This is a genomic window from Bacillus cereus group sp. BfR-BA-01430 (assembly GCF_022663115.1).
Lineage (GTDB): Bacteria > Bacillota > Bacilli > Bacillales > Bacillaceae_G > Bacillus_A > Bacillus_A cereus_BD.
The window spans coordinates 348,738-369,515 of sequence record NZ_JAKUEW010000001.1; the positions used below are offsets into that span (position 1 = coordinate 348,738).

Sequence of the window (20,778 nt, forward strand, 5' to 3'; positions counted from 1 at the left end):
TTGTAAGTAAGGGGGGTAGAAATGAAAAATATATTAAAACTACTTTTCTTTTTTGTAGGATTATTTATAGCGTTTGTTTCGTTACGTATGGTTATTGATGTAGCTTTTTATTCAGATGTAATAGGCATAAGAAATATTTCATTTTTAGGTATTACAAGTATTTTATTTACTATTTCAGCATTTTTAATTGGTTGTGTGATTTTCTTAGAAAATAGACATCCTTCTAAAACATTAACATGGCTCATTGTATTAGGCATTTTCCCTGTCGTTGGCTTTTTTGCTTATTTATTATTTGGACAAAATTTTCGAAGAAAGCGTATGTTCCAAAAGAAGGCACTTTTGGATGAACAAGCTTTCTTACAATACAAGGGACATGAAGATTATAGAGAGCGTATTTTACAAAATCATAAACATCAGGAGTTATTATTTCGTTTAGCTGATCGCCTCGGGGCGCTGAATATTTCTTTTCAGACGGAAACAAAGGTATTAACGAATGGGGAAGAAACGTTTCAAGCTATTTTGCAAGGTTTACAAAAGGCGAAGCATCATATTCATATGGAATACTATATTGTGCGCGATGACAAACTTGGGAGAAAGATTAAAGACATTTTAATCCAAAAGGTGAAAGAAGGAGTTGTTGTTCGCTTTTTATATGATGCGGTAGGGAGTTTTAAACTTTCAAATGCCTATATTGAGGAATTGAATAAGGCGGGAGTGGAGATGATCCCGTTCTTCCCGGTTCGTTTTCCCATTTTAAATGATAAAATTAATTATCGAAATCACCGAAAAATCGTGGTGATTGATGGAAATGAAGGGTTTGTAGGGGGACTCAATATTGGCGATGAATATTTAGGAGAAAATAAATATTTTGGATTTTGGCGAGATACGCATTTATATTTACGAGGCGAAGCTGTTCAAAGTTTGCAATTAATTTTCTTGCAAGATTGGTTTTATATGACGGGAGAAGCTGTACTAGCTCCTGAATATTTACAAGCACAATCGGTAGAAGGAGATCATTGGGGGGGCGTACAGCTTGTAGCAGGCGGCCCAGATAATAAATGGGAAACGATTAAACATCTGTATTTTGCGATGATTGCCTCTGCGAGAAAATCGATTTGGATTGCTACACCGTACTTTATTCCTGATGATGATATTTTATCGGCGCTGAAAGTTGCTGCGCTTGCAGGCATTGATGTGCGTTTATTAATGCCAAGCAAACCGGATAAGCGCACAGTCTTTTACGCATCGAGATCATACTTCCCGGAGTTATTAGATGCAGGTGTGAAAATATATGAATATGAAAAAGGATTTCTGCATAGTAAAGTTGTAATTGTTGATTCTGACTTAGCTTCCATTGGGACAGCGAATATGGATATGAGAAGTTTTCATTTGAATTTTGAAGTAAATGCCTTTTTATATGATACAGGGAGTATTCGAAAACTTGTACAAGATTTTGAAGAGGACTTACAAGTGTCAAGCGAAATTCATGGCGACCACTTTCATAAACGACGCCTGCATAAACGGATTGTTGAATCAACATATCGCTTACTATCGCCATTATTATAAACAGGTGTTCTGAAAAGAACATCTTTTTTCTTTCAGATAGACAGGAATTAGGACGCATGTTGCAGAATGTACGAAATGTAGAAAGGATGTGACGCGATTGTTTGTGGCGAAGCGAGAAAACGGTGAAACAATCCACCTTCTCTATCATCAAGATAAGAAAACATTGCTTATATTACGAGAAAGGGAACGCTTTTTTTGTCCAGCTTGCGGAAAAGAAGTACAACTAAAATTAGGAAATCAAAAAGTTTGGCACTTCGCTCATAAAAATATCGAGCAGTGCATAGGCTCAGCAGAACCTGAATCAAATTATCATATGCGCGGGAAAGAACAGTTATATAGATGGATTCTATCGCAAAAAATCCACGCTGAAATTGAGAAGTATCTCCCGGAGATTCGTCAAAGACCAGATATTTTAATAGAGAGGGGCGGGAGAAGACTTGCGCTTGAATATCAGTGCACGTCCATTTCGGCAAATCAATTACAAAAGCGAACGTATGCGTATCAGAAAGCAGGCATACAAATCATTTGGATATTAGGCGGTAACCAATTGAAAAGAAATGCTACGTATTGGACTTCTCTATCTTCTTTTCATGCTTTTTGTATGCAATCTTATCCTCAACCATATCTTTTATTTTTTTGCCCCGATAAAAAAATATTCCAGAAGTGTATATTTTTGACCCCATTCTCTACAAATATTCATTTTGCACATATCATTCCTTTTTCTATACGAACAAGTACATTTGAACATATTTTTCAGCAAATTCCTTTTCGAAAAGGCGCGTTAGAAAGAGTATGGAAAGATAAAAAGAACCTCTTTCGTATGCACGCTCTACCCATTTGGAATGATCATCAAAAGGCATTGCTTCGCATGTTCTATCAACTGAAAATTTCTCCATCTATTTTTCCCTCTGAAATTGGAGTTCCGCTCCCATCTGCTTTTTCATTTCAAACATCGCCCTTTATATGGCAAGCGTTTCTTTATCTAGACTTTATGGAGAATTTTAAGCGTGGAGACTATTTTTCCCTACATGCTGTATTTTCTTATGTAAGTAACAAGCGTAACTGGAAAAGGCGAATCTTACCGTATTTTCCGCAACATATATGGAAATTAGCCATTATAGAGTATATGGATTTTTTATGTAGCACTGGGATGATTGAAAAAGTAGGTAGGTATAAGTATCGAAAAGTAAAAGGAATAACGCTATTAAAAACAGAGAAGGAGATAAAAAAATATGATGCGATCTGTCTAGCTCATGCCATATCGCTATTTGAAGCAAAGTATAACATGTGAAATGGAAAAAAGGATATAATAAAAGGGGATCAGAAGGAATTACATAAGAATTATCGAAATTAAGTAAAGAGTTTAAAAGGAGGGTCTATTCATGTCGGAACAAAATACAGTAAAAGTATTGCCAGGTCGCAGTGAAATGGAAGAAAAAAATACGTGGCGTTTAGAAGATATCTTTCAAACGGATGAAGAGTGGGAAAAAGAATTTCAAGCTATAAAAGAGTTATTACCGAAGTTAAATGAGTTTAAAGGTAAGCTTGGTGATTCCGCCGATTCCTTATTAGCAGCATTACAATATGAAGATGAAATTTCTATGCGATTAGGAAAATTATATACATATGCACATATGCGTTACGATCAAGATACAACAAATTCTACTTATCAAGCACTCAACGATCGTGCGATGAACTTATACTCACAAGTTTCCAGTAGCACAGCATACATCGTGCCTGAAATTTTAAAGATTTCAGAAGAGCAGTTACAGTCGTTCTTACAGGAAAATAAAGAATTACGTGTTTATGAACATGCATTAGAAGAGATTACACGTCAGCGTCCTCACGTATTATCTGAGGCTGAAGAATCATTGCTGGCAGAAGCGGCTGAAGTCATGAGTTCTTCAAGTAATACATTTGGTATGTTGAATAATGCGGATTTAAAATTCCCTTCGATTAAAGATGAGAATGGAGAGGAAGTAGAAGTTACGCATGGTCGCTATATTCAATTTTTAGAGAGTGATGATCGTCGTGTGCGCCATGATGCCTTTCATGCTGTGTATGAAACGTATGGAAAATTTAAAAATACATTTGCAAGTACGTTAAGCGGTGCGGTAAAACGCAATAACTTCAATGCACGCGTGCGCAAATATGATTCTGCGCGTCAAGCAGCATTAAGTAATAATAATATTCCGGAAACGGTATATGATCAACTTGTCGAAACCGTACACGATCATTTACATTTATTGCACCGTTACATTGATATTCGCAAACGTGCATTACAACTTGATGAATTACATATGTACGACTTATACGCTCCTCTTGTACCAGAAGTGAAAATGAATGTGAAATATGAAGAAGCACAAGAGATTTTATTAAAATCGTTACACGTTCTTGGTGACGAATATGTGGACATTTTAAAAGAAGCATATGAAAATCGCTGGGTGGATGTATACGAAAATAAAGGGAAGCGTAGCGGAGCTTATTCATCTGGAGCATATGGAACAAACCCATACATCTTAATGAACTGGCATGATAATGTAAATAACTTATTTACATTAGCGCATGAGTTTGGTCATTCTGTGCATAGTTACTATACAAGAAAGACACAACCGCACGTGTATGGAGATTATTCTATCTTTGTGGCTGAAGTTGCTTCTACATGTAATGAAGCGCTTCTGAATGATTATCTGTTAAAAACAACAGAAGATAAAAAAGAGCGTTTATATTTATTAAATCATTATTTAGAAGGATTCCGCGGAACAGTATTCCGTCAAACGATGTTTGCAGAATTTGAACATATCATTCATCAAAAAGTACAAGAAGGTCATGCAGTAACACCAGATATGTTAACGGAAATTTACTATGACTTAAATAAAACATACTTTGGAGATGACGTAGTAATTGATAAAGAAATTGGTTTAGAATGGTCTCGTATCCCGCATTTTTATTACAATTACTACGTATACCAATATGCAACAGGATTTAGTGCAGCGACTGCTTTATCGAAACAGATTTTAGAAGAAGGAAAGCCAGCAGTAGAGCGCTATATTAATGAATTCTTAAAAGCTGGAAGCTCCGATTATCCAATCGAAGTATTGAAAAAAGCAGGGGTAGATATGACATCATCAGAGCCTGTTAAAGAAGCATTACAAGTGTTTGAAGAGAAATTGAATGAATTAGAAGCTTTATTATTTGAAGAGAAATAATAGCGAATGAGCTAAGGCGAGAGTGAGAACTCTCGCCTTTTTTGCATTAGAGACCTTTAAATCGCTTCCTATAATTGAAATAAGAAAGGCTCATGAGAATGACTCCGAATAAAAGGGGGAGGGCAATGATTTTAGGGAAAGCCTCTAATAAAGAAAGAATGTATAAGAAAAAGGAAATGATCATTCCGAAAAAAAGTAGGAAAATATGGATTTTTTTCATAAAAACACCTCCTAAATTGCTTTTTCTATAGCTTATTCAGTAATGAAAACGTTTAGAATGTGACAAAAGTGTGAATTTCGACAAAAAAGCTTGTCATCTGACGTCGAATCTTGTAATATAATAGACGTGAACGAATTCACATACAAACATATACCCCTTTGTTTGAACGTGAAAATTTCTCCCATCCCCTTTAATATTTTTATAAGCCGTAAAGAAAAAGACCTGGTGTTTACACCAGGTCTTTTTCTTTTTCAATCCATTTCCAATAACGCACACATTTCATTTCAATCATTCGTACTTTTCTTTTGAGAGATAATTTCTTTAGCTCCCGTTCTATTTCTTGCTGCGAGCATTCATAAATAAAGGCAAGTTCTTTAGAAGATATGAATTGCACCATTTCTAGAAATCGTTCTAGCGGTGGTAATGGGGCTGGTTCCATTTCACATTTTACAAGTTCTTTTAAGAGCTGAACATATACATCATAAGAATAAATACCTGCAATTTTAATGCCTTCTTCATCTGAATTCGCATGAAAGAATACGAGAGAAGGAATCTCGGTAATATGCATTTCATTTGTGAATTTTAAATCGCATTGAAAAGCTTTTTTTGCACTAATAGAATGTAAGTCTTTTTGAAATTCTTCTGCATCAATCTCGCTTTGCTTCGCACATGTTAGCAATACGTTTGCATCGGGTTTTAATACATTTTCAAGAAAAATGTATTCCTGGAGTTTTCGCAAAAACCTCGAACCTGCTTTTCGACCTTGCAACTCCGCTGCCTTAATGGCAAGCGAGGTTAAATATGGCGTAGATGTGGCCTCCTGCATATGAACTTTTCCATCACACGAAAACCCATGCAAGCTCGTTGTTTTTTCCCACACAAATCGAATATTAGCAGGTTTATTCCATTTGTGTGAGGACGGAGTTGTTCCGTCCACTTTTCCAGTTAATATATGTCGTATCGAAAAGTACTCTCCATATTCAAGAAATAGTTTCATGACAATTGACTCGATTTCCCAGCAATCTTTGCAAAGTGGATCAACAAACAAATAAGCTTCTACAGATTTATGTTCACAAGTGGAAGAAGAAGGCATACGCATATGCTTTGCTTCCTGTTTATCCATTACGCTTCACCTGTTTCATCTGGAGTGTTGACCATATGTTGTGCAGTTAATGTTAAACGTTCAAAAACAAACTCTCGAATCGGTCCTTGTATGCCCGTATCGTCCATTGCTTGCTTCATACATGATAACCAGGCCCTCGCTCGCTTTGGTGTAATCTCAAAAGGGAGATGACGCGCTCGTAACATCGGATGCCCATGTTCTTCTGTGTATAAGTTTGGACCACCTAAATATTGTGTTAAAAATTGTTTCTGTTTTCTTGCCGTTTCTGTTAAATCATCTGGGAAGATGGGAGACAAGTCAGGGTGTTTGCTAACATAGGAATAAAATGTATCGACTAATGTTGCAATGCCTTGCTCACTACCAATCGCTTCGAATGGTGTCATCGGTTGCTTGCTCATCCTTTATAAGCTCCTTTTTCCATCAAGTGTATATTTATTGTAGCAATGGATTGTTACGAAGAGCAACTAAACAGCTTTCATCCAATCGCTTGCTTATTGTATGTTTCTTGAATAGATGTATAAATTTGAACGCCAGTAATTACGAATCACTCTTTTAGAATCTAGTTAATGGGATTTCCAGCAGCATAGCTATTCGCTGCTGGAAATTTCAATTTAGCGTGCATCGCTTTGTTTTGCAAGAAAAAAGCGTTGTACTTTATTTTTTGTATGCCGAACAGGGATGTTGTATTGATTTAATAAGTGAAGAAAATCAATCTTTCCAGTTGGCTCGTCTTGTACTTCGTATTCAAGTTCATAATCATCGTGATTGTAATAGAAACTATGATCAAATACAAGTATCCCACCTTTAAAAGAGGTTTCTGCTCTTTCTGTTGTTAAACTTCCCATATAAGTTAAAGAAGAAACAGGGATTTGTAAGTCTTGCAGTTGTTTTAATACCGATCCTGGCATGAGGCGGTTTGTTTCGAGCATTGTTTTTGCTTCTTCTTCTGTTAAAGATTGATGAGTTTCAAGCAATCCTGTTTTAGCTGGTTGTTTTAAAGTAAATGTATAAGTGCCATTTTTATAACGAATACGAAGAGCGGAGCCCGCTTGTTTTAAAGCAAAGTCATGGGTTTCAAAATAATGATTGACTTGTTTTGTAAATGTGTGAATAGAAAAGGCATCACATAATACTTGAAATTCTTCTTTTGTTACCATGTTTTTAAATTCAATTTCAATTTCTTGTGTCATTTCATAAGCTCCTTTATAAAAGTCATCCTTTAGACATTATCGCTTTTTCATAAAATTGGTTCAATGTTTTATTTGTTTGCGTCCATGTTATGATACAATAATAGTGTTGAGTAAGACAGGATGTTGATATGGAGGAGTTAAAGCATGCAAAATAAAATTCAAGTTAAGAGCGTAAAAGAAAGAGAGAATGCTCTTATTTTTTGTGCAGAAAATACAGAAATAGAGGTAAAGGAGTTAACAGCACGTAACCATGTACTTGTAGACTCAGATAACTTATCATTTTTATATATTTTAGAAAATGAATCATCTTTCGTATATGTAAGCATTCCGCATACATGCTGGGAAGCGATGCATGAAGCAATGCAGCAAGATAAGAAAATGTTCGTTCATGTAAATGATAGGGAGATTGAATTAGAACAATTAAAGGAAGAATTGGATTATTTAATTCGTAATATTGAAGGTAATGCAAATTATGGTGAAGAACTTGTGTCAGCAGTAGAGAAAGTATTTCTATAAGGAAATGGATTGACTTTGGTGGTGGTTGAAATGAATCGTAATTGGGAAGAATTTTTAGCCCCTTACCATCAAGCGGTGGCGGAGCTAAAAGTAAAGTTAAAAGGAATGCGAACCCAGTTTACTATGCTAACGGAGCACTCCCCGATTGAATTTGTAACAGGAAGGGTAAAATCGGTAGCAAGTATTATTGATAAAGCAGCAAAGAGAGGGATTCCGTTAAATCGACTGGGAGAAGAGATGCAAGATATTGCGGGACTTCGCATGATGTGTCAATTTGTTGATGAAATCAAACCAGTTGTGGAATATCTCCGCAAACGCAATGACTTTGAAATTGTGGAAGAGCGAGATTACGTCACGCAGAAGAAAGAAAGCGGTTATCGCTCTTATCATGTTGTCATTAGTTATCCTGTTCAAACTATTTGTGGAGAGAAGAAAGTGTTGGTTGAAATTCAAATTCGTACGTTAGCCATGAATTTTTGGGCAACCATTGAGCATTCTTTAAATTACAAATATAGCGGGCGTTTCCCAGAAGATATAAAGGTACGTTTGCAGCGTGCAGCAGAAGCTGCGTTTTTGTTAGATGAGGAAATGTCTTCGATTCGCTTTGAAATTCAAGAAGCACAAAAGATTTTTTCAAGGAAACAAGAAGCAAAAGAATCTGAATCATAAATTAAAGGGTGTTGGGCAATGAAATTTACAATTATGTCAAAGGGAGATCAATCATCAAATGCACTTGCGAGTACGATGAAAGAGTATTTGCTTGATTTTGGATTTACAATGGATGAAAAGGAACCCGATATTGTAATTTCTGTTGGGGGAGATGGAACGCTTTTATATGCATTTCATCGCTATTGTCATCGTTTAGGTGAGACAGCATTCGTCGGTGTACATACTGGGCATTTAGGATTCTATGCGGATTGGCTACCGACAGAGGTAGAGAAATTAGTAATTGCGATTGCAAAAACACCATTTCAAGTAGTGGAATATCCGCTTTTAGAAGTGATTATTCGCTATGTGAATGGAGGGAAAGAATCGCAGTATTTAGCTCTAAATGAGGCGACTGTAAAAAGGGCAGAAGGTACATTAGTTACGGAAGTAGAAATACGCGGAGAATATTTCGAAACATTTAGAGGAGACGGGCTTTGTATCTCTACTCCTTCAGGAAGCACAGCTTACAATAAAGCACTGGGCGGGGCAATTATTCATCCGTCTATTGAAGCGATTCAAATTGCGGAAATGGCATCGATTAATAATCGCGTCTTTCGTACAGTGGGTTCTCCGCTTGTTTTACCGAAGCATCATACATGTGTCTTAAAGCCGACTGCAGGAATGAATTTACAAATTACAATCGATCATTTAACAATGGTTCACCAAGATGTGAAATCAATCCAATATCGCGTAGCAAATGAGAAAGTACGATTTGTTCGTTTCCGTCCGTTCCCATTTTGGAAACGAGTTCGTGATTCATTTGTTACAGATGAATAGAAAGGGTTATCTATTTGAAGAGATTTACATTAACATGGGATATAACGGAAACGGAAGAAGGGGCCCTCATTCGAGAGTTTGTTAAAACGAAAGGGATTTCGAAAGCCGCTTTAACTGACATAAAGTTTCATGGCGGAGCGATTGAAGTAAATGGTGAAGAGGCAACGGTTCGCCACATATTAAAAGCAGGGGAAATATTGCAAATCTTTTTTCCAGTAGAGGAAAGAAGTGAAGGTATGGTAGCTGAAAATATTCCACTGTCGATTGTATATGAAGATGACGCGGTTCTTGTTATCAATAAAGAACCGTACATGTCAACCATTCCGTCAAGGGAACATCCAACAGGTAGTATCGCTAATGCGCTCCTTTATCATTATGATACGCAGCAACTTGCGAGTACGGTGCATATTGTAACAAGGCTCGACCGTGATACTTCAGGATTGATGTTAATTGCGAAGAATCGATTTGTCCATCACCTCTTATCGAAACAGCATCAACAAAAACAAGTAAAACGGACATATGAAGCAATTGTCCATGGAAGAGTGCTGAAAGAATCAGGTACGATTGATGCGCCAATTGGAAGAAAGAGCGATAGCATTATTGAACGGATTGTACGTGAAGATGGGCAAAAGGCTGTCACACATTTTCAAGTGCGAAAACGCTATTCTGATAAAACACATGTTGCATTGCAATTAGATACCGGTAGAACGCACCAAATTCGGGTACATATGGCACATATTGGACATCCATTATTAGGGGATGATTTATACGGTGGGCAATTGGATGTAATGAAGCGTCAAGCGCTTCATAGTAAATCGTTGACTTTTTATCACCCTATTTTGGAGAAGGAAATGTCATTTTCAGTAGATATACCAACAGATATGCTTGCTGTTTTAGCGAGAGGATAGTAAAAACAATATGTAATGGCAAAAGCTGTCCTCATGGAAGAGGACAGCTTTTTAGCGAAATAATATTAAAATTTGGTTTGGACCTGTACGTTTCATAACAAAATATCCGCTCGTTGATGCTGTAGCGATACCGTTATCATTTGGGCGGCAATATCCGTGTGTTTGGCAAGTACCATCATCACGTACTAATATTTGTCCCATTAATCCGACAGGTACCCACTCTGGTCTCTCTCTTCTCGGTGTGTACTTTATACTTGGGTTCCACTCTGCATGAATCATAGGTTCTTTCTCTTCTCCTATATATTTTCGTTGTCCCCATTCATCTGTTACATAGCGGTTATGCCAGCTTAACGGAGCGCTATTACCAATAATAAGAGGAGTGGCGCTAGAGATACCTAATATAAATGAATCTGCACTGTTTGCTTTACGGATTTTTTCTTCTGTATCGAATGTCACGAAATATCCGACATCAATTGTCTTTTGATTTGCTGTTTCAAACATTTGTGCATAGTCTGTTCCACTCGCGTTATAAGAGGCACCTTCAATGTACATTTCGCCGTTATGAGCGAGCCATTTTGCCCCTAAACCAGGCATAGAATGGTGAGTACCGTTGGCGATGAACCATGAGTATGGTTGTTCTGCGGAGCCGAATTTCCCCATAATATGAGCACCTGCAAAATGAGCTGTTGATGTATAGAGCCCCTCGGCATGTGAAGAAAATCCAGCTGCTATAGTTGCTGTCCCTTCGGCATGGGCAGCATCTCCTAAAGCAATCGTATATTTTCCTTCCGCGTGCGCGTAATTTCCGCTAGCTGTCGTTTCACTTCCCTCACTATGTGAACTATGTCCAGTTGCTTTTGTTTTGGAACCTTCAGCATGTGCAAAGGCATTGCTTGCATGCGTAAGAAGCCCTTCCGCATGTGAGGCAATTCCGTCTGCTTTCGTATGTCGCCCTTCTTCATGGGCATATTTTTGTGTGGCTGCTTTTTTTTCCGAATCTTGTTTCTCCGCAGAAAGGGCTGGAGTTGGCTTTAACAAATTTTTTATCTTTTTTACTTGATTGGTAATATATTCTAGATTTTCTGGCTGTGGTAATTTAGGGGGCTTTCGTCTTTTTTCTTTTCTGTTTGTACATTGAACATAGTTATGAGATGAATTGTTTTTAGAAAGACGCTCTTTTTTTCTTTGGAATTTTTCTGCTTTTCGATTTGCGATATGTTGGATGATCGGATCTAGCGTTGTATCATTTTCTTCCTCCGTTTGATTCCCTTCAAGAACTTCTAAAGCAGCAGCGCGAATGCTACACCAATTATTCATACCGTAGTTAGGGTGATACATGGGGAAGAAAGATTGTTTTTGTCTGGAAGATTTTTTCTTCATTTTGGCACCTCCTGCGACAGTATATGCCACATAAATGAAAAAAGATGCAAAATAAAACGCATCTTTTCAATTCCTTTCTCGCTTCTTCTTGCAAGGTATTTGATTGCCCCCTTTTAGTAAGACTCCCACCTCAAAAAGTGTCGAAAGAAAGTAAGGTGGGAGTAGAGCTATTCATAAAAGAAAATTCATAACGAGTCGGATGCAGATATCACGTGGATTAAAGTTTCGCTTTATGAAATGGGGCGGAATTTTTCAGGAACAAATGGCAAGGAAGACGGAACCGAAATCGTTTCCATTTCAGGATAGCGAAGTCCAGTGAGTTTTCCACCAAAGACTGCCCCCGTATCAATATTGACTGTATGATTGACAAAACGAGGTTCTTTAACAGGCGTATGTCCATATACAATCCAAGCATTTCCTTTATAATTTTGGGCCCAATCTCGACGAACGGGAGAACCGTCAGGGTGTTTTTTACCTGTAATATCACCATACAAAACAAAAGTTTGCACCTTTTTATCTGTTCTCCCTATGTAATCTTGCCTTATACCAGCGTGACATACAATCAATTGATTGTTATCAAGTATGTGATAGAGTGGAGAGTGTTCATACAGGTCGATAAATTTCTGTTTTATGATTGCCTGCTCATTAGAGGGCAGAGCCTGATATTCAGCAACAGTTGTTTCTAAGCCGTGGGCAATAGTTACATTACGTCCAAGAAAGAAGCGATATAATTTATTGCAATGATTTCCTGGTGCATAATAAGCTTGTTTTTGGTTGATAACAAGCTCCCATACAATTTCAATCATCTGTAATGATGCTGGACCGCGGTCGGTAATATCCCCAACAAAGGCGAGTTGTCGCTTTTCAGGATGAATTGGGAGCCCGCTATCCCAATTGTATCCAAGTTTCGTTGTTAATATTTTGAATTCTTGAAAACAGCCATGAATGTCTCCCATAATATCATATTTCATGCGATAACCTCTCATTCTTCTTTTTTCATTAGTATACCTAAAGAAAAGTAAGAAAAACCATATCTACAATAGATATGGCTTAATCAAACATAAATATTTTTGTTCGCGATCGTACATTCAAGATAAATCCAATTGCAATCATATAGGTGAGCAAAGAACTACCACCATAACTCATAAGAGGAAGGGTAATCCCAGTAATGGGAAGTAGTCCAATTGTCATTCCGATGTTTTGGAATACTTGAAATGTAAACATTCCAATTGTTCCTGCACATAGATAACTGCCGAATGGATCATTGCTTTCTAATGCGATATGTATCATTCGATAGATGAGCAAGAAAAAAAGTGAAATAACGAGGCTTGCTCCTAAAAATCCAAATTGCTCTGTAATATTCGTGAAAATAAAATCGGTATGCGGCTCTGGAAAATATACTTGATTATTGGCCCATCCTTTTCCGTAAAGTTCACCAGATCCGGTAGCTAACAGTGCCTGGCGCAATTGATATCCTTGCGTTTCATATTCATAAGGAGCTAACCAACCATAGAAGCGATCTAATTGGTATTCTTTTAAAATATGTGCTTTAAAAAAGGCTGTATGCTCAAAATAAATATATGTTAAAGTAGCTGCCGCGGTAGTAGCGAGTGCTACTAGACCGATAATAAAGCGCCAGCGTATACCAGAAACTAAAATCATCGCTGCAAGCATTGCTGAAATGACCATTGTATTGCCTAAGTCAGGTTCTTTCGCGATCAGTAGTAGAGGTGGTAAACTTGCGGCGAAAATTTTCCCAAGCAAAATCATGTCTTCACGCGGTGAGTGGAACGGATATTTTTCATTATGATTGGAAATAATTCGTCCCACAACAATAATAAGAAATAACTTCATAATTTCCGAAGGCTGAAAATTTCCGAGGCCAGGTAATCTGTACCAAGCAGTAGCTCCCTTAATCGTAACAGCGCCGGGAATTTTGAGCTCAAGTCCGATCAGGAGTATCATTGCGAATCCATATAAATACCAAGCAATTTGTTTATAACGATCAAAATCAATAATCATAATCGCGATAATAGCTATAATCCCAATGATATACCACTGAATTTGTTTCAATACAAAATCCACATTTTGTAACAGCGGTGGTAAAGACGGTTGAGCGCTTGCGATGGCAAAACAACTTACAGTCCCAATTGCAAATAAAATAAGTAGTAATACATAATCAATTCGATATTGAGCATTCTTATCTTTCACCGTATGTAGTCCTTTCTATTGCATGTAATGTAATACAAAAAGACGTTATCCTTGCGATTTTGAGGTAGCCACCTCAAAATTAGCAAAGAAGATAGATAGAAGTTAGAGCTATTTGAAAGGTCTAAATCAATAGGGCTCAAAGAAAAGCCCTATTGATTTAAGTTGCACTTTATAATCATATTAGCGAATTTTACATAATTTGCAAATGAATTATTTTGGATAGGCTACACTGAACTAGACAAAAAAATTAAGGTCAAGTAGACTACAACTAATATATTTGAGGAGAATCTACTATGACGAAAAATAAAAGAGAAAGAAGAACCTTTACAGCGGAATTTAAACACCAAATGGTTCAACTGTATCAAAATGGTAAACCAAGGAAAGACATCATTAAGGAATACGAACTAACACCATCATCATTGGATCGGTGGATCAACCAAAATCATACGTCTGGCTCATTTAAAGAGAAAGATAATAAGACGGCTGAACAACTAGAATTAGAAGCGTTGAGAAAACAAAACAAACAGCTTCTTATGGAAAATGATATTTTAAAGCAAGCGGCGCTGATACTAGGACGAAAGTAAAAGTAGTGAAGAATAACCTACATAAATACTCGATATCAGCAATGTGCAATGTCCTACAATTATCAAGAGCAACCTATTATTATGAGGTAAAACAAGCACAAGATATAAGAGATGAATTGTCGCCACTCGTGAAAGAAATCTTCCGAGAGAGCCGTCAGAACTATGGAACACGAAAGATAAAAGTAGAACTAAAAAAGTTAGGGTATGTGGTTTCGCGCCGCCGTATTGGACGGATTATGAAGAATCAAGGTTTAGTATCTAACTATACGATTGCACAATTTAAGCCGAAGAAAGCGAACTGTAACGAAGAAAAAATTTCAAACGTGCTCGATCGTCAGTTTAATCAGAAAGAAGAGTTGGCTGTAGTCGTAAGTGATTTAACATACGTCCGTGTAAACAAAAAGTGGAATTACGTATGTTTATTAGTTGATCTCTTTAATCGAGAAATCATAGGACATAGCGCGGGTCAAAAGAAAGATGCCGAGCTTGTTTCGCAAGCTTTCGCAGCGGTGAAAACAAACTTAAATCGGATTACCTTATTTCATACAGATCGAGGAAATGAGTTTAAAAATAAGCTGATTCATGACACGTTAGAGACCTTCAAAATCAAGCGTTCATTAAGTACAAAAGGTTGTCCATACGATAATGCCGTAGCGGAAGCAACCTACAAAATCTTTAAAACAGAGTTCGTTCGCGGTCGTCATTTCGCAAATTTAGAAGAATTGACCTTAGAATTGAACGACTACGTAAACTGGTTTAATAATGTTAGAATCCATGGAACGCTAGGCTATTTGAGCCCTGTTCAGTACAGACAGGAACACCTTAAAAAAATTGTCTAGTTTCGTGTTGACATACCATTTCATTTATAAATATATAAAGAAGGATTTCCCCCGATCTCAAGAGAAGGAAAAGGAGGGTATCCTGTAACAGCTCGATTGGTGAGAGTTCACAATGAGTGGAAATGGAGAAAAATGCTACTCAATAAAAAAGAAATGAGTTTTTGAATCATTTTTATTTTGTCTTCTTGTAATTTTGTGTTATGATATAAATATATTACCAGGTACTAATAACAGATTATATTAAATAGATTTAGGGGGATAAATAAATGAATCTTCTCAACTTACAAGGGAAAAATATTATTGTAATGGGTGTTGCGAACCAACGAAGTATTGCGTGGGGCATTGCTCGTTCCTTGCATAACGCTGGAGCAAACTTAATTTTTACATACGCTGGTGAGCGTTTAGAGAAAAACGTGCGTGACTTAGCGGAATCATTAGAAGGTCAAAAGTCGCTAGTTTTACCATGTGATATAACAAATGATGAAGATATCGCACGCTGCTTTGCTACAATTAAAGAAGAAGTTGGTGTCGTGCACGGATTAGCACACTGCATCGCATTTGCGAACCGCGATGATCTAAAAGGAGAATTTGTTGACACATCTCGCGATGGATTCTTACTTGCACAAAATATTAGTTCATTCTCTTTAACAGCAGTTGCAAAAGCTGTGAAACCACTTATGACAGAAGGCGGTAGCATTGTCACATTAACATACCTTGGCGGAGAACGCGTTGTCTCTAACTATAACGTAATGGGTGTTGCAAAAGCTTCATTAGATGCAAGTGTAAGATACTTAGCAAATGACTTAGGCCAACACAACATTCGTGTAAACTCCGTATCAGCAGGCCCAATTCGTACACTATCTGCAAAAGGTGTCGGAGACTTTAACAGCATCTTAAAACAAATTGAAGAGCGCGCGCCACTTCGCCGTAATGTCACACAAGAAGAAGTTGGAAACACAGCACTATTCTTATTTAGTGACTTAGCAAGCGGTGTAACAGGTGAGAATATTCACGTCGATTCTGGATATCATATTTTAGGATAATAAGATAACGAATGATACGATAAAAAGGCACACATTTTTGTGCCTTTTTATTTTTTGTTTTTTAGCAACTCCTCTAGTTTTGTTAAGGATTGAAGAGCTTGTTTTGGTAAAAGGGAATTGGCAGAAGATTTTTCTTGGTTTGCAGTATTTTTCGTGAGTAGATTTTTTAAAGCATGTATTTGTTTTTCGGCAAGTGAAGTAGGACTCGTTGCATTTTCCTGCGGAGAAGGATCTACCGGTGTAAGTTGCGTTATGGCTGTTAAGGCTCTAGTAATATTTTGCAACGGTAATATGGTAGTAAACATTGTGAGTAAGTTTGTAGAGACATTTGGAGCAGTAGTCCGCCCTAAAAGTGATGATACATGTGCCGAAAGTATATTTTGTATTCTTGCAGAAAACGTATTTAATAATTTTGGAGTTTTAGTTTTGGCTGTTTGTTCAGATGATTGAGAAGAAGGTGTGTCCCTTCTTTTAGCAAGAAGTTCTTTTATTTTTTCAACTGTTATTTCTTCTTTAGACAAATCCATTCCACCTAGTTTCGCTACTTGAACTAAAGCATCTAGCCCTTCCGGTTTATCTAAAATAGAAAGTAATAATTCGTCTGGTGATTGCTTTTGAATGTTTTTAAGTTGTTCTGTATTGAGATGTTTCCTTGAAGTATCGACACCCATTATATTTGCTAAATTTAATAATGCTTCTAGCCCTCCTGGTTTACTTAATATCGATAACATTAATTCGTTGGAAGTTCGATCTTTTTTTGACATTATGCCACCTCCTATCTTATTTCTCTTCTTCTGGTGCAAGTTGCTTGAAAAGGTGAAGCGCTTCTTGTAGTTGTGTTACTTGCTCTAGCGCAGCGTCTTTATCAATGCCAAGCATTTGAGTAAGCTGGAACAAATTTTGCAAAGCGGACGGATTTTCTAAAATGGTTTGGAGCACTTGTTCTTTTGTTAATTGTGAAGAAGAAAGATTAGGATCAATAGGTGAATGGAAAAGCCCTAAACCGGTAGAACGAATAAAATGTATTATTTTTTCTTCTAAAGCAGGATTGTTCAAAACGAGCTCTCTTAATGCGTCTATATCCATTGCCGCGAATTCTTTCAATTGATTTTCATCAAAGTTATCTGCATTAGGGTCCGCTCCAGCTAATTTCATTGCTTCTAATATAATGTTTTTACCATCCGTAGAATTAAGTAGTGAGAGAATGAATTCATTTTGATTCAATGGATTTGAATTTTGTTCATTTGTCATATTGAAATCCTCCTAACGGAATATTAAAAATGTAATCAATGAAGTGTAAATCATACATAGTTACTATAGTAGTAAATGCATTTCATTTCGAAATGGTAATGGTTGTTCGTTTAGATTTTGGAAGAAAATGAAAAAGGGCGTTCGTATATAAAAGTATAAGCGTGATGAAACATAGAAAAACTATGATGTTTGAAAAATAGGTACATATAATGGGACGCTTGTCCCTTACAAAAATACAAGCATTGACATTTAATATAGTAGATGTTAATGAGAGGAGGAAGAAGGAATGGTTGCAGATATCATCAATAGCTTAATAGGAATAGTAACATCCCTTTTAGGGCTTCTAACTAGCGCACTACAAGGATTGGTAAACTTTATTTTAGAGTTATTCACACCAACACAACCAGCACCACCAACTGCTTAATATAACAAATATAGGAAAAAAGTAAAAAAGCTGTTCTCAGATTGTTTGAATTGAGGACAGTCTTTTTTTACGGCTAGTCAAATCGTATTAAAAAATTTTATAAGAAACACCGAAATTGGGGGGAGGAGTGATCTTCCTCCAATTTCTTTTTATGGATTATATTATGTAAGCGAGTAGGAATAAAAAAGAAAAAGCAATATCTAGAAATCTTTCTGGATATTGCTTTATATTTTCATCATACATTTTATATTTAAGGATGATTAGTCACAGCATAATTTAGAAACAGATAGAGAAAGCGCGATTTCGATAGAGATTACACCAGTTGTACGGAAGTATACGCGATCGCCTGGTTCTAGGCAAATTGTATCTTGGAATTTGTCTAATAGAGTGATACCTAAGATTAAGCCTGTTTCGTGAATAACTGAAGAACCATCGCATCTTTCAACTACTAATTGTAGACCGATTGGACTTAAGATTTCGATACCGATGCCAACGAATGAGCCAATTAAATATTTGCCACATTCTTCAACACGGATTACACCTCTACTTGGAACAGAAATACCACTTCCGGATTTTGCAACTGTATCTAGTGGTACGATTGAACCACCGCTAAGGTTTAAGCTTGCAGAGATTAAGCTTGCAAGATGAGCTGCTGCTCCATCGCAGCATTTGTTTTTTGGTAAGCAATCGTCACAACAACGTTTACAATTACTTTTGCAGTTACCAGAGCAAGTGTCATGATGAGTAGGTTTTGTGTAAGTTGGAGTATAAGTTGGACATGGACACGCATAATTGTTTTGATATGACATTTTCTTTCACCCCCTAATTTGTATCTAATATAGTAAATGCACTTGGGATACTATTGGAAATAGGACGAATGTGTATTTTTAAGAGAAAACGAGCAATTGTGATAGTTACCTATTAAAAGGGAGTTTTTCTATGAACGATGGGTTCGTTTACTAGAAATTTTGAGTGTGTGCTAGGTCTTTATCAGATTTTTGTTTCGTTGATTGGATGTGTTAGGTAAATTCATCAAATTTCTATGCAAGTTCTATCTTATTGCGAATATACATGTCACAAGAGATGTTTTTTATGTAGGAGGGATTGGTGGTGAGCAAAAGAAAGAAGGAGCGTACACCGTATCCGACATTATATATAACGCAGCCGGATTTTTCGGAGGCAAAATGGAATTTACAAAAAACATTTGTAATAAAGAAAGAAGATGAGAATCTTCGAATGGAAAAGATTCGAAGGGAAATCGCTGAGGCGAAGAGAGCAAGTGAAGAAAAAGCTATGCAAGTATCAAATGAAAAAAATACAGCCCGAAATGAGGAGAACAAAAATGCAAATTTAATTGTTGCAAGTGAGGAACTAGCGGAAGTAGCTTCTATGGAAACGGAACGAGAAGAAACAAAGACAAAAGAAGCTTTAGAAGGGCAAGAAAATATAGTAACCAAAGTAGCAGAAGAGGAGAATACAAAAACATCTAAGCGTAATGAACAGGAAGAGGGAGATCCATCAGAGTCGTTGAAACAGAGTGATCCAGATTATGAAGGAAAAGCAGCGGAAGAAGCTTCAAGTCTGTATGAACAGGAAGGAGATTCCCCAGAGTTGTTGAAACAGAGTGAGTTAGATCATGAAGGGAAAGCAGCGGAAGAAGTTTTAAGTCATTATGAACAGAAAGAGAGCAAACAAAAAGAATTGCCTCAATCAATGGAGATAAAAAATGAAGGGAAAGAATACGAAGCTTCTAAAAAGCTTATAAAGCGAGAAGAGGCAGAGAAAGAGGATACATTTCATCAAATGGAGAAAAAGCGAGAGGTAAATATGTATGGTGGTCCGCCTCAAGTTGAGGAGCAGGTGCGAAAGGAAAGAGAGGCAGAAAGAGAAGTAGAACAATCGGAGGGAATAGATAGAAGGCAAAAAAGAGAACGTAGTAAGTCGTTTAAGGATATGGATAATGAAGAAAAAATATTATTCTTACTTGATCGGCCTCATTATATTGCTTCTATTCGTTGTCAAATTAAAACGAAACAAGATTTGTTTACGGGCTATGTACGCGCATATGAAGGTGGTGAAGTACTGCTGGAAGTAAGGCGCGCACAAGAGACTTTTAATCGTTTAATGCCAAGGGAATTCAAAATTCCAATTGATGAGATCATCTCCATACGGATGATGGCGTTTTAAATACGTGAAAAGGTGGTAGACGAAGCTACCACCTTCATAGTTTGTTTGTTTTACGAAATTAGCAACCGCGAACGTGAGTGTCGCGTAGACATTGGATTGCACAGAAGCAACCTAAATCAACAGTAATACAGAATTGAGAAGCTTTTAAACCGAATTGTAGGACGGACTGATAATCTGGTTTCGTGATGCCATTTGAGTATTGACAAATTAAAAAGCGCGCCGCTAAATTTGTAAAGTCGCTTTTATCAATTGTGTGTAGTAAGCTACCTGCTAATAAATCGCAATCGTCTCCACCTAAAGATTCAACGTCTGGGATTAGCACGCGTAATACAGCACATCCATCTTCGTCAACGCTTTCTACTCGTAGAAATGGAGATGGAAGAGGAACGCTTAATGGTACATCTTTTGTTGGGATGGAGAAGCAGCTTGCTGGAATAAAGAGATCACCGCATTTATCAAATAGCACGAACGGACGAGTATTTGCGAATGGTGAGTTACAATTTGCACCAAGGAAAGGTGTGTCGCAACCGGTTGGACAATTTTCGCTGATGGAATCTTGCAGTTCATCAATAAATCTTACGACGTCAATGACGCAGTTAGATGGAAAATGATGTTGGTTGTCGTTACAGCTCATGAATTTCA

General features: G+C 37.0%; 21 protein-coding genes. 11 read left to right on the plus strand and 10 right to left on the minus strand.

The window, feature by feature from the left end; translation table 11 throughout:
- Positions 1-21: 21 nt before the first annotated feature.
- From cls to pepF, 3 genes are all read left to right on the plus strand, one after another.
- Complete coding sequence (cls, locus tag MR058_RS01790; RefSeq protein ID WP_242142292.1) at positions 22-1,566, plus strand: cardiolipin synthase; 1,545 nt, start codon at positions 22-24, stop codon at positions 1,564-1,566.
- Between the two features lie 88 nt (positions 1,567-1,654).
- Positions 1,655-2,857, plus strand: a complete 1,203-nt coding sequence (locus MR058_RS01795; RefSeq protein WP_242142294.1) for a competence protein CoiA — start codon at positions 1,655-1,657, stop codon at positions 2,855-2,857.
- Positions 2,858-2,948: 91 nt separating this feature from the next.
- Positions 2,949-4,775, plus strand: a complete 1,827-nt coding sequence (gene pepF, locus MR058_RS01800) for an oligoendopeptidase F (protein WP_242142295.1) — start codon at positions 2,949-2,951, stop codon at positions 4,773-4,775.
- Positions 4,776-5,224: 449 nt separating this feature from the next.
- Here pepF and MR058_RS01805 read toward each other — a convergent pair whose 3' ends face one another.
- The 3 genes from MR058_RS01805 to MR058_RS01815 form a co-directional block, all read right to left on the minus strand.
- Complete coding sequence (locus MR058_RS01805) at positions 5,225-6,118, minus strand: ClpXP adapter SpxH family protein (RefSeq protein WP_242142297.1); 894 nt, start codon at positions 6,116-6,118, stop codon at positions 5,225-5,227.
- The gene (locus MR058_RS01810; RefSeq protein ID WP_242142299.1) at positions 6,118-6,516 is read right to left on the minus strand and encodes a globin domain-containing protein; all 399 of its coding nucleotides are present in this window, start codon (positions 6,514-6,516) and stop codon (positions 6,118-6,120) included. Before MR058_RS01810 ends, MR058_RS01805 begins: the two co-directional genes overlap by 1 nt.
- A gap of 213 nt (positions 6,517-6,729) precedes the next feature.
- A complete protein-coding gene (locus MR058_RS01815; protein ID WP_242142301.1) occupies positions 6,730-7,308 on the minus strand; it encodes a CYTH domain-containing protein in 579 nt (192 codons plus the stop codon).
- A gap of 144 nt (positions 7,309-7,452) precedes the next feature.
- On the opposite strand from MR058_RS01815, the gene MR058_RS01820 reads away from it, so the two are divergent.
- From MR058_RS01820 to MR058_RS01835, 4 genes are read left to right on the plus strand one after another with little or no spacing between them, the layout of a single operon-like run.
- Entirely contained in the window at positions 7,453-7,824 is a 372-nt protein-coding gene (locus MR058_RS01820) for a UPF0738 family protein (RefSeq protein ID WP_242142303.1), read from the plus strand.
- 30 nt (positions 7,825-7,854) lie between these two features.
- Positions 7,855-8,493 carry a GTP diphosphokinase gene (gene yjbM, locus MR058_RS01825; RefSeq protein WP_242142305.1) on the plus strand — a complete coding sequence of 213 codons (639 nt, stop codon included), beginning with the start codon at positions 7,855-7,857 and terminating at the stop codon, positions 8,491-8,493.
- Positions 8,494-8,511: 18 nt separating this feature from the next.
- Entirely contained in the window at positions 8,512-9,309 is a 798-nt protein-coding gene (locus tag MR058_RS01830; protein ID WP_242142307.1) for an NAD kinase, read from the plus strand.
- Between the two features lie 14 nt (positions 9,310-9,323).
- Positions 9,324-10,217 (plus strand): RluA family pseudouridine synthase, encoded by an 894-nt coding sequence (locus MR058_RS01835; RefSeq protein ID WP_242142309.1) that lies wholly within the window; start codon positions 9,324-9,326, stop codon positions 10,215-10,217.
- A gap of 51 nt (positions 10,218-10,268) precedes the next feature.
- On the opposite strand, the gene MR058_RS01840 is transcribed toward MR058_RS01835, so the two are convergent.
- The 3 genes from MR058_RS01840 to MR058_RS01850 form a co-directional block, all read right to left on the minus strand.
- Positions 10,269-11,597, minus strand: a complete 1,329-nt coding sequence (locus MR058_RS01840; protein ID WP_242142311.1) for a peptidase G2 autoproteolytic cleavage domain-containing protein — start codon at positions 11,595-11,597, stop codon at positions 10,269-10,271.
- A 230-nt stretch (positions 11,598-11,827) separates the two neighbouring features.
- Positions 11,828-12,568, minus strand: a complete 741-nt coding sequence (prpE, locus tag MR058_RS01845) for a bis(5'-nucleosyl)-tetraphosphatase PrpE (RefSeq protein WP_242142312.1) — start codon at positions 12,566-12,568, stop codon at positions 11,828-11,830.
- A 79-nt stretch (positions 12,569-12,647) separates the two neighbouring features.
- Entirely contained in the window at positions 12,648-13,808 is a 1,161-nt protein-coding gene (locus MR058_RS01850) for an FtsW/RodA/SpoVE family cell cycle protein (protein ID WP_242142314.1), read from the minus strand.
- A 293-nt stretch (positions 13,809-14,101) separates the two neighbouring features.
- Here MR058_RS01850 and MR058_RS01855 point away from each other — a divergent pair.
- A protein-coding gene (locus MR058_RS01855; RefSeq protein ID WP_242142315.1) for an IS3 family transposase occupies positions 14,102-15,231 on the plus strand; the annotation gives its coding sequence in 2 pieces (ribosomal slippage) (positions 14,102-14,357 and positions 14,357-15,231; 1,131 coding nt in all).
- A 266-nt stretch (positions 15,232-15,497) separates the two neighbouring features.
- Positions 15,498-16,274: an enoyl-ACP reductase FabI gene (gene fabI / locus MR058_RS01860; protein WP_242142317.1), complete on the plus strand. Its 777-nt coding sequence runs from the start codon at positions 15,498-15,500 to the stop codon at positions 16,272-16,274.
- Between the two features lie 47 nt (positions 16,275-16,321).
- On the opposite strand, the gene MR058_RS01865 is transcribed toward fabI, so the two are convergent.
- Both MR058_RS01865 and MR058_RS01870 read right to left on the minus strand, forming a co-directional pair.
- On the minus strand, positions 16,322-17,038 hold the full coding sequence (locus MR058_RS01865; RefSeq protein ID WP_242142319.1) for a hypothetical protein: 717 nt from the start codon (positions 17,036-17,038) through the stop codon (positions 16,322-16,324).
- A 16-nt stretch (positions 17,039-17,054) separates the two neighbouring features.
- A complete protein-coding gene (locus MR058_RS01870) occupies positions 17,055-17,525 on the minus strand; it encodes a hypothetical protein (RefSeq protein WP_242142320.1) in 471 nt (156 codons plus the stop codon).
- A gap of 286 nt (positions 17,526-17,811) precedes the next feature.
- On the opposite strand from MR058_RS01870, the gene MR058_RS01875 reads away from it, so the two are divergent.
- Complete coding sequence (locus MR058_RS01875) at positions 17,812-17,949, plus strand: hypothetical protein (RefSeq protein ID WP_242142322.1); 138 nt, start codon at positions 17,812-17,814, stop codon at positions 17,947-17,949.
- 260 nt (positions 17,950-18,209) lie between these two features.
- Here MR058_RS01875 and MR058_RS01880 read toward each other — a convergent pair whose 3' ends face one another.
- Positions 18,210-18,758: a hypothetical protein gene (locus MR058_RS01880; protein ID WP_242142324.1), complete on the minus strand. Its 549-nt coding sequence runs from the start codon at positions 18,756-18,758 to the stop codon at positions 18,210-18,212.
- Between the two features lie 301 nt (positions 18,759-19,059).
- Here MR058_RS01880 and MR058_RS01885 point away from each other — a divergent pair, with 301 nt between their 5' ends.
- Complete coding sequence (locus MR058_RS01885; RefSeq protein ID WP_242142326.1) at positions 19,060-20,136, plus strand: CotO family spore coat protein; 1,077 nt, start codon at positions 19,060-19,062, stop codon at positions 20,134-20,136.
- 58 nt (positions 20,137-20,194) lie between these two features.
- Here the strand turns inward: MR058_RS01885 and MR058_RS01890 are convergent, their stop codons facing one another.
- Positions 20,195-20,770: a CotY/CotZ family spore coat protein gene (locus MR058_RS01890; protein ID WP_242142327.1), complete on the minus strand. Its 576-nt coding sequence runs from the start codon at positions 20,768-20,770 to the stop codon at positions 20,195-20,197.
- Positions 20,771-20,778 lie beyond the last annotated feature (8 nt).

Bases quoted from the DNA above. Each gene is read 5' to 3' on its own strand.
- MR058_RS01890 (WP_242142327.1), bottom strand. From the start codon at position 20,770: ATGAGCTGTAACGACAACCAACATCATTTTCCATCTAACTGCGTCATT.
- MR058_RS01820 (WP_242142303.1), top strand. From the start codon at position 7,453: ATGCAAAATAAAATTCAAGTTAAGAGCGTAAAAGAAAGAGAGAATGCT.
- cls (WP_242142292.1), top strand. From the start codon at position 22: ATGAAAAATATATTAAAACTACTTTTCTTTTTTGTAGGATTATTTATA.
- MR058_RS01880 (WP_242142324.1), bottom strand. From the start codon at position 18,758: ATGTCATATCAAAACAATTATGCGTGTCCATGTCCAACTTATACTCCA.
- MR058_RS01830 (WP_242142307.1), top strand. From the start codon at position 8,512: ATGAAATTTACAATTATGTCAAAGGGAGATCAATCATCAAATGCACTT.
- MR058_RS01875 (WP_242142322.1), top strand. From the start codon at position 17,812: ATGGTTGCAGATATCATCAATAGCTTAATAGGAATAGTAACATCCCTT.
- prpE (WP_242142312.1), bottom strand. From the start codon at position 12,568: ATGAAATATGATATTATGGGAGACATTCATGGCTGTTTTCAAGAATTC.
- MR058_RS01840 (WP_242142311.1), bottom strand. From the start codon at position 11,597: ATGAAGAAAAAATCTTCCAGACAAAAACAATCTTTCTTCCCCATGTAT.
- MR058_RS01870 (WP_242142320.1), bottom strand. From the start codon at position 17,525: ATGACAAATGAACAAAATTCAAATCCATTGAATCAAAATGAATTCATT.
- MR058_RS01805 (WP_242142297.1), bottom strand. From the start codon at position 6,118: ATGGATAAACAGGAAGCAAAGCATATGCGTATGCCTTCTTCTTCCACT.
- yjbM (WP_242142305.1), top strand. From the start codon at position 7,855: ATGAATCGTAATTGGGAAGAATTTTTAGCCCCTTACCATCAAGCGGTG.
- MR058_RS01815 (WP_242142301.1), bottom strand. From the start codon at position 7,308: ATGACACAAGAAATTGAAATTGAATTTAAAAACATGGTAACAAAAGAA.
- MR058_RS01865 (WP_242142319.1), bottom strand. From the start codon at position 17,038: ATGTCAAAAAAAGATCGAACTTCCAACGAATTAATGTTATCGATATTA.
- MR058_RS01810 (WP_242142299.1), bottom strand. From the start codon at position 6,516: ATGAGCAAGCAACCGATGACACCATTCGAAGCGATTGGTAGTGAGCAA.
- pepF (WP_242142295.1), top strand. From the start codon at position 2,949: ATGTCGGAACAAAATACAGTAAAAGTATTGCCAGGTCGCAGTGAAATG.
- fabI (WP_242142317.1), top strand. From the start codon at position 15,498: ATGAATCTTCTCAACTTACAAGGGAAAAATATTATTGTAATGGGTGTT.